8 protein-coding genes and 3 pseudogenes are annotated in these 11,332 nt (G+C 66.6%); 5 read left to right on the top strand and 6 right to left on the bottom strand.

Annotation, left to right across the window (positions count from 1 at the left end):
• Positions 1-936 precede the first annotated feature (936 nt).
• Positions 937-2,505: an MFS transporter gene (locus tag IEZ19_RS48050; protein ID WP_189317682.1), complete on the top strand. Its 1,569-nt coding sequence runs from the start codon at positions 937-939 to the stop codon at positions 2,503-2,505.
• A gap of 35 nt (positions 2,506-2,540) precedes the next feature.
• Here IEZ19_RS48050 and IEZ19_RS48045 read toward each other — a convergent pair whose 3' ends face one another.
• Positions 2,541-2,783, bottom strand: coding sequence for a hypothetical protein (locus IEZ19_RS48045; protein ID WP_189317681.1), 243 nt, complete (start codon positions 2,781-2,783; stop codon positions 2,541-2,543).
• Between the two features lie 156 nt (positions 2,784-2,939).
• On the opposite strand from IEZ19_RS48045, the gene IEZ19_RS48040 reads away from it, so the two are divergent.
• A complete protein-coding gene (locus IEZ19_RS48040) occupies positions 2,940-4,196 on the top strand; it encodes a tyrosine-type recombinase/integrase (RefSeq protein ID WP_189317680.1) in 1,257 nt (418 codons plus the stop codon).
• On the top strand, positions 4,193-6,592 hold the full coding sequence (locus tag IEZ19_RS48035) for a tyrosine-type recombinase/integrase (RefSeq protein WP_229841683.1): 2,400 nt from the start codon (positions 4,193-4,195) through the stop codon (positions 6,590-6,592). Before IEZ19_RS48040 ends, IEZ19_RS48035 begins: the two co-directional genes overlap by 4 nt.
• A 333-nt stretch (positions 6,593-6,925) precedes the next feature.
• On the opposite strand, the pseudogene IEZ19_RS52350 reads toward IEZ19_RS48035, so the two are convergent.
• Both IEZ19_RS52350 and IEZ19_RS48025 read right to left on the bottom strand, forming a co-directional pair.
• Positions 6,926-7,564 (bottom strand): annotated as a pseudogene (locus IEZ19_RS52350) (tyrosine-type recombinase/integrase); the annotation flags it as partial.
• Between the two features lie 367 nt (positions 7,565-7,931).
• Positions 7,932-8,186 (bottom strand): hypothetical protein, encoded by a 255-nt coding sequence (locus IEZ19_RS48025; RefSeq protein ID WP_189317679.1) that lies wholly within the window; start codon positions 8,184-8,186, stop codon positions 7,932-7,934.
• A gap of 364 nt (positions 8,187-8,550) precedes the next feature.
• Here IEZ19_RS48025 and IEZ19_RS54415 point away from each other — a divergent pair.
• Positions 8,551-8,733 (top strand): annotated as a pseudogene (locus IEZ19_RS54415) (winged helix-turn-helix domain-containing protein); the annotation flags it as partial.
• Between the two features lie 21 nt (positions 8,734-8,754).
• On the opposite strand, the gene IEZ19_RS48020 reads toward IEZ19_RS54415, so the two are convergent.
• Positions 8,755-9,318 carry a hypothetical protein gene (locus IEZ19_RS48020; RefSeq protein WP_189317678.1) on the bottom strand — a complete coding sequence of 188 codons (564 nt, stop codon included), beginning with the start codon at positions 9,316-9,318 and terminating at the stop codon, positions 8,755-8,757.
• On the opposite strand from IEZ19_RS48020, the gene IEZ19_RS48015 reads away from it, so the two are divergent.
• Positions 9,311-9,598, top strand: a complete 288-nt coding sequence (locus IEZ19_RS48015) for a glycosyltransferase (protein WP_189317677.1) — start codon at positions 9,311-9,313, stop codon at positions 9,596-9,598. The genes IEZ19_RS48020 and IEZ19_RS48015 overlap by 8 nt on opposite strands.
• 282 nt (positions 9,599-9,880) lie before the next feature.
• On the opposite strand, the gene IEZ19_RS48010 is transcribed toward IEZ19_RS48015, so the two are convergent.
• Positions 9,881-10,144, bottom strand: coding sequence for a hypothetical protein (locus tag IEZ19_RS48010; RefSeq protein ID WP_189317676.1), 264 nt, complete (start codon positions 10,142-10,144; stop codon positions 9,881-9,883).
• A gap of 291 nt (positions 10,145-10,435) precedes the next feature.
• Positions 10,436-10,959: pseudogene (locus IEZ19_RS52345) on the bottom strand (DUF6192 family protein); the annotation flags it as partial.
• Between the last annotated feature and the right edge of the window lie 373 nt (positions 10,960-11,332).

Below are 11,332 nucleotides of genomic sequence, written 5' to 3'. Positions count from 1 at the left end.
GCGGAGATCGAGCGGCAGTTGGGCGCTGGCGCCACAACCCCAAGCTGATCCACGCCCTCGCCTCGGCTGCCACGGTCGCTGCCTGTCGACGGACCTCTCGGTGCACCTTCCCGGGCTCTACGCCCATCCGGCAGTAGCCCGGGTCACCCGGCGCGATCATCCAGATCTTCGCTCCGTTCCGCCTGGCGGCTCTGTGAGCGTTGGGCCACTACGGCCGCGTAGCTTGCCCATTGACCGCCGGTCTTCCAGCGGTCGACGGACACGATGCTGATGCCGAGAAGCCGGCTGATCGCAGCCTCGGGCAGGGCTTAGCTGAGGTCACGCAGGGCTGCGTGCTGCGTGGCTCGTCCAGGGATTCCCATCCGAGCTGTTCGATCTTGCGTCGGCGGGTGGCTTCCGTGGGCCGCCACTGCTGGCTGGCCGGGTAGAGGAGGTTCAGCTCGGACGCCGGGGGCGCGAGCAGGTAATCGGCCCTGGGGCAGTTGGTCAGGTGCGGGCACTCCTCGAGCACCCGGTTGCAGAAGGCGCACAGGAGGCCTTCTCCGAACTACTGGATCGCCCTGATCTGAAGGCCATGGTGAGTGACGCAGAAATGGTGCTCGGTAAAGCGTCAGGTAAGTGCCAGTGTTCCGGCAGTCTTGGGCGGGCAGGAGCTGCGGTTTGGCGGGGCACCGAGCTGGGGTCGCAGGACGCGGTGCGACAGCTCACTGGAGGGCATGAAATCCGCTCGGTCGCAACCCTCCGGAAGTCATGAAATCCCTCAACTCGCAAATCCGCCAGAGGGCACAAAATTGTTCAGTCCGCAAATCCGACAGAGGGCATATAGTCCGTTCGGCCGCAACAGTCTTGACAAGAAACTCTAAGCTTGACGGCGTCGTGGAGTTTACTTATGGTCCAGTCGTTCAGGTTCCCGCCGATCGATATCCGAAGGTGTTCATGACCGCGCCTCCAACGTTGCCGAAATTCAGGCAGCAGTTGATTCTTGCCGTTCTTATGTTGTGTTCGCTGCTAATTTGGCTGGACAATACCGTCCTGAGTACTACGCTGGAGACCCTTGCAGACCCGGTCCGTGGACTGGGGGCCGATCCCGGTCAGCTGCAATGGGCGACCGGTTCGTACACTCTGGCCTTCGCCACATTGATGTTCACTGCAGGCGCATTGGGCGATCGGTTCGGTCACCGGACTGTGTTTTCCAGTGGGTTGGTGATCTTCGCCGGGTCCTCACTGTGGGCGGCGTACGCAAGCGATGCGGGCCAGCTGATTGCAGCTCGAGCTGCGATGGGGGTGGGCAGCGCGCTGATCACGCCCGCCAACTTGGCCATCCTTATGTGGACCTTTACTGGCCCCGCACGGGCTGCCGCGATCGGCATTTTCTCGACGTCGGCCGGTGTTGGAATGGCTGCCGGCCCGGTGCTGGCGGGGTTCCTGCTCGATCATTTCTGGTGGGGCTCGGTCTTTCTGATCAATGTTCCGGTCGCGGCATTGGCGTTGGTCGGGCTCGCCGTGCTGGTTCCGAATTTCCGCAGCCCCACTCTGCGGCCACTGGACCCCGCTGGAATGTTGCTGTCGATCAGTGGGCTCGTGGCGTTGGCCTACGGGCTCATCCGGGCGGGTCAGGTGGCTGTGTGGAGTCGTACCGACGTCTGGGCGCCGATCGTTGTCGGTCTGGTTCTGCTGGCCGTTTTCGTACTCGTCGAACTGCGTGTCAAGGTGCCCAGCTTTGATCCGCGACTGCTCGCGCAACGCACATTCGGTGGCGGCAATGTGGCGCTCGGATTGCTGCTCTTTGCTGTGGCCGCCATCACTTTCTATAACGCGTTCTACCTGCAAGGCGCGCTCGGATTTTCGCCGATGAAGGCGGGTTTGGCCAATATCCCGACCGCATTCGGCGCGCTCGCTGGGGCGCCCCTTGCCTCGCGCCTGGTTCGCCGCCTGTCGCTACGCCCTGTCACCGTGCCGGCGCTAACCGTGGCTGCGCTGACCATGGGCGGGTATGGGTTCCTCGGACTCCAAACTCCACTCGTCTGGATCGAGATCCTGTTGTTAATACAGGGTCTCTCGATCGGCATGGTGATCGGCCCCGTTACGGCCGCATTGATCAGCAACCTGCCGTTGGAACAGGCCGGTGCAGGATCGGCCGTCACCAACACCGTGCGACAAACCGGCAGTGTGATCGGAATCGCAGTAGGCGGCACGATCATGTCGATCATGTACCGACGTGCGATCGAACCTTCGCTGGAGGGTGCACCCGGTCCGGTGCAGGATCAGGCGCGAGTTTCCGCCGAACAGGCCCGCCACGTCGCCACCGCTATCCACCGGCCCACTCTTGCTCAGGCTGCTGATAATGCGTTTATCCATGCTATGCACGTCGGCGCGGGCTGGATCGCGGTCATCGCACTCCTCGGAGCAGCTGTGCTGCTGATTACCCTGCCTGCTGTCGGAAAGAAGAAGGGTCCGATACCGGAGCCGGAGTACGAAGAGGCCCGCAGCTCCGAGCTGATCTGATGCGCAGGGAGTCCAGCAGTCCGGCTGGGAAACGGTCACGAGGTACTGGATCGTCCGGCGATCTGGTCGAAGGTCGGAAGGCCGAGATGGATGACGGATGGCTGGAGAGCCGCGTCGAGTTGGGCGAGCTTCTCTTGGGCCGCTGCGAGGCTGACCTCAAGCCCGTCGACCTCGCCGAGCCAGCCCTCGCGTTGGGCTTCGGCGATCCGGTCAACCAGGTTGTCGCGGATCTCGATCAGCCGGTCGCGCTGGAGGCTTCGGGCCGAAGGAGCGAGCACGTGACGCCCCGTTGACCGAACTAACCTCGACAGCCCATCGGTCCGTCTGCGAGACGGACGGTGACGGTCAGTGTCGACCAGCGGTCACAAGCCTTGCCCGCTCGTGCACCCGAATCTGCTGTGATCGCGAGCCAACGACGGCTCGTGGAGGTAGAGATGCAAGAACACACGGCAGTGGTGCGGGACATAGCGACGCTGGAGGTACTGAGGACGGGCCGGGTCGAGGAGACCGGCGACCCGATGCTTCCGTACCGGCTGATCGGAAGCGACGGCGTCGAGGTCGACGCCGTCACCGAGTTCCTCCACCACATGCTCGCCGATGACGACAGTCCCGCTTCCCTGCGCTCGTACGCGTATGAACTCCTTGCCTGGTTCCGGTTCTTGACTGCAATCGACGTTGCGTGGGACCGCGCGGGGCGAGCAGAGGCCAGGGACTTCGCGCTGTGGCTGAAGACCGTCAAGAAACCGCCGAGGCCACGCCGCCCCGATGCACCGAGGCCGGGGGCGGCCAACCCGGTCACGGGCAAGCAGACGCCCGGCGAGAATTACGCCGACCGGACGAGGCGGCACGCGCGAGCGGTCGTCCGGTCGTTCTACGAGTACCACCGTGAGATGCACGGCCGACCGCTGATCAACCCGTTCCCCAAGGCCAGGACCGCCGAAGACGAACACGTCAACGCCCACCACAACCCGATGCAGCCGTTCCGTCGGCCGTCCCGGCGGGCGGAGTACCAGCCGCGAGAGCCCCGGCGGATTCCACGCAGCATCCCCGACCAGGCGTTCAATGAATTGTTCGCCGGGCTCGCGTCGCACCGGGATCGCGCACTGGTCGCGTTCTATATCTCTACTGGCGCCCGGGCCTCCGAGCTGCTCGGTTCGACTCGGAGCCTGGCCCTTCCGGAAGACCAGCTCATCGGTGTAGTCCGCAAGGGCAGCCGTGCCCTTCAACACCTGCCGGCCTCGGCGGACGCGTTCGTCTGGCTGAAGCTGTATCAGCACCAGATGCGCGAGCTGGTTCCTGACGGTCCGGACGAACCGCTGTGGTGGACGCTTCGGCGCCCGTTTCGCCAGCTGGGATACGACGCGGCCCGGATGGTCTTCAACCGAGCCAACGATGCGCTCGGTTCGAACTGGACCCTGCACGACCTGCGGCATTCCGCAGCCAAAAGGATGATCCGCGACCCGCACCTGACACTTGCGGACGTCCAATGGGTCCTCGGACACGCACATATCACCACAACTGAGCTATACCTCTCGCCCGCGCAGGACGAGGTCGTCGCCCAGATCCTCGCCCATCACGCGCGACAGCGCGCGGAACGGGAGAAGCCGCCAGCCCCGCCCGCACCCGGCTATCGGCCCGAAGTACTTGAAGCGCTGCTCGGCCCGTCCGCTCCCGGCGGAGGCAACCGGTGAGCATCACAACGGAGAACGCGGGCGCGAAGTCCACAAGGGAATGCACGCAACCACCACATCAGGACCGGCCGGATGCATGGGCAGCCCGGCCTACGGCACAGGAATGGCAACAGACCACACTCAACCGCGCGGAGGTCACCACGCGGCTTCTGGAGCTGTTCACCTCCACGGTCGACGGCCGGCCCCGGGACACCGTCCGGCGGCGCGGGCTGAACCGCCTCCTGGACTGGCTCGAACGGCAGCCCGGGGCCACCTGGCAGGACCGGTGGCTGGCCAGCGGCGCTGACGACGCCGGACGAGACTGGACTGACCTGGCACTTGGGCCGCAGGCAGCCGGCTACCACCGAGGCGACTTGAGCACCGGAGTGCTGCTGCTGGTCTGTGGCCAGGTCATCCGGCCCTCCTACCGCTGGCTGCTGGCCCAGCGACAAGCGAAGATGCTGTCCGAGGCGCGAGCCGCGATCGACCCGGGCGGCTTCGCCCGCCTTGAGGCCCTTCGCCCTGCCGGCCTCATCCGGACCGATGCGCTGAACAGGATCACCTGGATCGTGCTCCACAAGGGCGGCGGCGTCGAGGAGATCACCGTGGGCGACTGCCTCGAACTCGTGGCAGCACTGGAACAGCACCACTACCGCGGCAGCGCGGGCAGACCACTGTTCTACGCCCTCCTGGCTGAGAGCGGTGTGCTGCCCGCCGACGCGCCGCCCAGACTCCGCGCCGCGGTGCTGCCCGGCAAGCGAAGCATCGAGCAGATCATTGACGGCTACGGCATCGTCTGCAAACCGGTACGCGACCTGCTGGTCGACTACTTCACCGAACGCTCAGCGGACCTGGACCACAACTCCGTACGGTCCATCGCCGGAACCCTCTGCAAGCGATTCTGGCGCGACTTGGAGATCCACCACCCCGGCATCGACTCGCTGCGACTGACGGCCGAGGTCGCGAAGGCATGGAAGGAACGGCTGCAGCATGTCCAGACCCCGGACGGAGGATCACGGCTCCGGGCGGGCTACCGCCACGAACTCGTCTTCGTGCGTGCCTTCTACCAGGACATCGCCCGCTGGGCGGCAGACGACCCGGCACGGTGGGGGCCGTGGGTCGCCCCCTGCCCGATCAAGGCGAACGAGTGCTCCCAGAAGAAGGTCCGACTACGCCGCAAAGCCGCGATGGACCAGCGGACCAGGACTCAGCTGCCGGCGCTGCCCGCCCTGGTGCGGGCCGTCGAGCGCAACCGCAAGGCTGCCGAGGAACGTTTGCGCCTGGCCGAGAGTGCTTCCGCCGAAGCGCAGTTCACCGCGACCGGATCGGAGTTCTTGCGCCACCGCACGGGCGAGTCCGGTCGGGTCTTCGTCCGCGACCTGGCCACCGGCAAGCGACGCGACCTCACCCACGAGGAGGACGTCGCGTTCTGGGCCTGGGCCATCGTCGAAGTGCTCCGCCACACCGGCATCCGCATCGAGGAGCTGCTTGAACTCACCCACCACAGCTTCGTCGCATACACCTTGCCGACCACCGGCGAAGTCGTGCCCATGCTCCAGATCGCCCCGTCGAAAACCGACCGTGAACGGCTCCTCCTGGTCTCCCCGGAACTCGGCGAGGTCCTCACCGCCATCATCTTCCGGGTTCGTGCCGGACAAGCAGCGCTGCCCCTCGTCTCCGCCTACGACGTCTTCGAGCAGGTCTGGAGCCCGCCCATGCCATTCCTGTTCCAGCGCCGCCACGGGACCGAGCACCATGCCCTCACCCGCAGCTTCGTCCGTACTTCCCTGATCCGGGCACTCACCACAGCCGGGCTGAGTGACGTCAGCAACCAGCCGCTGACGTTCACGCCGCACGATTTCCGCAGGCTGTTCATCACCGACGCGATCCGCACCGGGCTGCCTCCGCACATCGCCGCCGCGATCTGCGGCCACCAGGTTCTCGACACCACGATGGGCTATGCGGCGATCTACTCCGACGATGTCATCGCCCACCACCGGGCCTTCATCGCACGTCGCAGAGCCGAGCGTCCCGGCGAGGAGTACCGCAGCCTCACCCCGGAAGAATGGCAGGAGTTCCTCGGCCATTTCGAGCTCCGCAAAGTCGCCCTCGGAATCTGCACCCGCGACTACGGCAGCCCCTGTGTCCATGAACACGCATGTGTCAGATGTCCACAACTTCGGCCCGATCCCGACCAAATGCCGCGGCTTGAGGAGATCCACGACAACCTCCTCGACCGTCTGAAGGAAGCAAAGGACCAGGGATGGCTCGGCGAGGTCGCTGCCATCGAGACGAGCGTGGCCGCCGCGGAAGACAAACTCGCCTCGATGCGTGAGCTCGCCACCAAACACACCACCACCAACCTCGGTATGCCCGACTTCCATCCGTCTGTCGGCCGGAGCACGCCGGGCGACTGACGCACATCGCCGGAGGCCCGGACACAACACGCCGAACATCACTGCAGCACAAGATTTTCTGTGGTCACCTTCAGTCAACGAACGAGGCCCCGCTGCACCAGAGAACCGCTTCAAGATCAGTTCGGTTAAGCAAGCATGCTCGTGAACGCAGGCCGTTCCGAACGCCCTCGCGCAGGTGCCAAGCGAGAGCTTGCTCTTCTCGAAGTGGGCGAGGAAGGCGTCCCATTCCTCGTTTGTCGGGGTCCGATACTCCTCGCTGGGGCGGAGCGTTCGCCGACGCGCGATGAACGCCCGGTGGGCCTCGATGGCGTCGGCAGGGTAGATGGCGTTGTAGTCAATCGTGGTGTTGATGTCGGAGTGACCGGCGAGGACCTGGGCGATGTGGGGCGGCAGGCCACTGCGGATCGAATCGCTGATGAAGATTCGCCGGAAGTCGTGTGGCGCGAAGTCGAGCGGCTGGCCAGCGGAGTCCGTGAGACCCGCCCGTTCCAAGACCTCGTTGAGGCCGTTCCTGATCAACGACCTTGACACTGGGGTGAGTTGTCCGCCGTAGGTCCACTGGAACAGCAGAGGCATCGGCGGGTTCCAGACCTTCTCCGCGACGTCATAACTGGCCACCATCGGAATCGCGCCCGTTCGCGGGTCGCGGACACGCGCGATGATCGTGCTGAGGACGTCCGCCAACTCCGGGCTGACCAGCAGAAGTCGCTCCTCATCAGTCTTCGACGGCGCGACCTGGAGTAGTGGGACGACCTCGCCAGTGCTGGGCAGCTTGTACTGAATCAGACTGTGATGGCTGGCTTCCAGCATCTCTTCGATTCGGGCACCGGTCTGGTGGAGGAACTCGTTCGTGGCCCATGCCCAGAACACCCGTTCCTCGACCAGCCCCAGATGGGCGCGACGGCCAGTCTCGTCATAGGCCCGGAACGCCGTCGTCGAGGCCTTCTTCTGCCGGGTGTAGGTCTTGCCCATGAACGTGAACTGCCCGCCCAGCGGTGTGGCTCGCAGGGCTTCCATGCTCGCGCTGGCCTCGACCCAGTTCTCCCTGGCGACCCTGACCAGGGTCGCCAGGGGATGTCCCGGCAGCGGCCGGCCCGACGCGGGGCCGATCTGCCGAAGATGGGCGCGACGGAGCGGGGCGTTGATGTGCCGGGTCAGGGTGGCGCCTCTACAAGCGCCATGCGATTCCACCTATGCAGCCGAGCCAACCCGCGGGGATACGTGATCGAGCCCCGGACCACCGGGTCCGGGGCTCGCGCCATCCGTCAGATCACCGCGTCACAGATGGTTCCTACGGCAGCCGAGGCAACCTTTCTGGGATCTGAACTCGAGGCAGGGCCTAGCGGCGGCAGTCCGTGTGACCGGGGTGCCAGATGCGCTTGCTCTGGCCGCGCTGCCAGTGGTGGTGCTCCCAGTGGCCCGGGATCCATACACGGGTCCAGTAGCCCCCGTCATGTCGGCAATGCCGGGCGTGATCCGGGGTGGGATGGGTCGGGGCGGCGGAGGCGCTACCGATCGCGCCCAGCAGTGTCCCTGCGGTCATCGCGACCGTCGCCGCGCTCAGGGCCGCGGCCCGCTTGAACCTGTCAGTCATCCAAGGCGTCCTTTCCATACGAGAGAGCGTGATGCTCCGTCAGGTCACCGGCCGGGAGGGGCCGGGGCGGATCCGATCCTGCGCTGCCAGAACACCCGAAACAGAAAAAAGACGCTCGTTATAACCAAATGCTCATCAGCATCTCATTTGCCTCAAATAGTCACAAGATCTCACCGTCGGGGAGTCGTGGATTACTACTGGTGAGCTGGTGCATTCAACTGTCGCCAATTCTCCGTGGTGATCAGCCATGGTGACCGTCGGTGTTCCCCGGAGGCTTACCGGCTCCGGTCCCCTCCGGCTTGAGTAGCGACCCTGATGGTCGTGGTGGCGTGTATCCAAGGGCGTCGGCGACGACCTCGCGGGCATGTGCCACAGTCAGGAGCGGGTTGATGGAGCGGCCCGACGACTGCTTCCCCGGCTCGCCATGGTCCCGGGCAGCTTCTCGCTCGACACCGTCGACGCGATCGCTGCGCCGGACGCGGCGGGTGCGGTGGGCGCGCTCGCCGAGCTGATCGAGCACTCACTGGTCACCCGCGTCGACGACGCAGGGCTGGTCGCGCGGTTCCGGCTACTGGAACCGGTCCGCCGGTACGCGCTCGAGACGCTCGAACCGACCGACCGGGAACAAGTCCGTCGGGGCGTGGCCCGTTGGGCCCTGCGGGCGGCGCGCGAACACGGTGCGCGGATCCGGGGCCGCGGCGACATGACGGCGGTTGAGCAGGTCGAGGTCGATCGCCGCGTGCTGCGGCTCGGCTTCGACCAGCTCGTCGACGCCCGTCGGCATGACGACGCCGCCGAGCTGCTGTGGTCGGTGTGGCTGCCGCTGTGGATGACCGGGCACACCCACGAAGGCCTCGCCTGGACCGACCGCCTGCACGAGGACGACCTGAGCGAGCGGGGCCGGGCCCGCTGGTTGGTGGCGCGCGCCGGGTTCAACCGCGTCGCCGCGGACCTGTTCGCCACCGCGGAGCGGGCGATGCGGCTGGCCGAGCGGATCGACGACGCCTCGCTGGCCGTGGAGGCGGCGATCTTCGCGTCGGCGGCGGCGCTGCGCCTGGAGGACTTCGATGGTTCGGGGGCTCTGCTGGCCCGTGCAGAGGCCTACGTAAAGGAGTGTCTCGACGTTGGTCACCAACGGCGGGTACGGCGGCGTGCAGCTCGCCCTGCACCACGGCGTGCCGCTCGTCGTGGCGGGCGGCAGCGAGGACAAGCCCGCGGTGGCCGCCCGGGTCGCGGACTTCGGCGTCGGTGTCGACCTGCGCACCGGCCGACCGGAGACCGCCGCGGTCGGGCAGGCCGTCCGGCGGGTGCTAGACGAGCCGGCGTTCCGACGCCGGGCGCGGGACCTGAGCGCGGACTACCGGGCCGCCGACCCGGTGCGCGCCGTCCTCGACATCATCGACGGCGCGTGACATCTGCGTTCACGCTCGTCCGCCGTGGCTCGTCCGGCCTCGTCACAGTCCCGGCGGTGTGGGCGCGGGCGAGCACTGCGTACCCGAGCTCTGGCTGAGGACTCGTCTCGATGCCCAAGCGCTACCCCGCTGGAGCTCCCGCGCAGGGTGCTCGATCTCGTCGCGCCGGACGTCCGGTCGCGAAGGTCGCCGTTGACCTCGCCGTCGGCAATCAGACCAGCAATATCGCCGGGCGCCGAGCTCCTCAAGGGCATCGGCGCCTCGGTAGGCGCTACAAGGCGATCACAGTGAGGCCTCGGTGCGACTCCCGGACAAGCTCACCCGCCGCGTCCTCGGCTCGGCGTTCGCCCGCTGACCCGGGCCGCGACGACGGGCGTGGGCGGTGAGGGCGTAGATGATGCCGTGTTCGTGGGCGGCGCCGACGGTTCTGGGCTGGGCGGCCATCTCCAGGTTGGATTCGATGGCCCGTACCTGGGCGGTGAGGTATTCGGCCCAGGTGCTGTGGGGGAAGAGCTGGAGGTGGGGTCCGACGGTGCTGGTGAGCATCCAGCGGAACTGGGTGAGACGTTCGCTGATCCAGGCCCGTTCCCAGTTCTCCAGTTCGGTCTCGTCAGCGCAGAAGTGGTAGTCGCGTTCGCGTGTCCACAGGAGGGGCGGCCATTCGTTCTGCGCGCAGACGTTTTTGAGGGCGGTGGTCGCGCGGCGGGTCTGCCAGCGGTTGAGTCCGCCTTCCGTTGTGAGTTCGATCAGGGTCGTGCTGGCGGGCGCGGTGCGGAGCAGAGCGGGTGCGGACGAGGTCTGCTTGGCGCTCCGCGGTCGGGGAGCGCTTGTCCACTGCTATTCACCCCGCAGGAGGCGGGTAAGTTCGTCGTCCATGTCGATCTTGCCGGTGTCTACGGCGGTCTCGATCCAGTCGAGGGTGGCACGGACCTTGGCGATGTTCTGGTGGACGATGGTGCGTTCGTCGTCGGCGAGGGTGCGGTCGCGCAGGCTGGAGACGGTGCGGCCGGCTGCGGCGACGAAGGCATGGCAGGCGGTGACGTGAATGCGACTTCGGGTCGGCGCAGCAGATTGGTGGCGGCCGCCGCTGCGGCCGTCTCGTCGCGGGTGAACTCCTCCACCACCCGGGCCTTGTCCTTGGTCGGGACTTTCGCCGCGACCTGCGGACGCTTCAGGAGGTCACGGGTGATTGTCGCTGCGACCTGGTCGTCCCGGGCCAGGGAGTGGATCGCGGTGATCTTCTCCTGCGGCGAGACAGGATGCTCGACCTTCTGCCCCACCCGTCGGCTGGCGTCGTCCGACGTCCACCGCGGCTTGCCCTCCGGGGGGTTGAGGATCGCCTCGAACCGCTCCCGCTCGTCTCAGGGACACGAAGATCCGCTCGGCAGCCTCCAGCACCCGGTGCACCTGCTCCTCCCCCACGCTGTCGACCACCGTGCGCGAGGGGGCGTGGGCGCGGATCCGGGTTCGATGCGGCCGCGGGCGTCTGCGAGGCGGCGACTGCCGCGCGGGCCCTGTGAACGGTGCGGTCGGCGATGTGGGTGAGCCTGCTGGTGATCGCCTGAATAGCGCCAAGCCGGCCGCGTTCGAACTGGTCGCAGCTGCGGGTCGGGGCGTGCGTGTCTAGTAGGGCTTTGTTAGGTTCTGTGGTGGGGTTCGGGTGTGGGGGCGGGTCAATGCCGTTGCTTGAGTTCTAAACCAATCGAGGCAGAAGGGTGATGGTCTTTGGCTGGG

Origin of the sequence: Streptomyces brasiliensis (assembly GCF_014647875.1) — a bacterium.
GTDB classification, from domain to species: Bacteria; Actinomycetota; Actinomycetes; order Streptomycetales; family Streptomycetaceae; genus Streptomyces; species Streptomyces brasiliensis.
This window is presented reverse-complemented; position numbering and strand designations above follow the sequence as displayed.

What these genes read in the sequence shown, in the direction of transcription:
- IEZ19_RS48050 (WP_189317682.1), top strand. Translation starts at nt 937, where the DNA reads ATGACCGCGCCTCCAACGTTGCCGAAATTCAGGCAGCAGTTGATTCTT.
- IEZ19_RS48010 (WP_189317676.1), bottom strand. Translation starts at nt 10,144, where the DNA reads ATGCTCACCAGCACCGTCGGACCCCACCTCCAGCTCTTCCCCCACAGC.
- IEZ19_RS48025 (WP_189317679.1), bottom strand. Translation starts at nt 8,186, where the DNA reads ATGACTGACAGGTTCAAGCGGGCCGCGGCCCTGAGCGCGGCGACGGTC.
- IEZ19_RS48040 (WP_189317680.1), top strand. Translation starts at nt 2,940, where the DNA reads ATGCAAGAACACACGGCAGTGGTGCGGGACATAGCGACGCTGGAGGTA.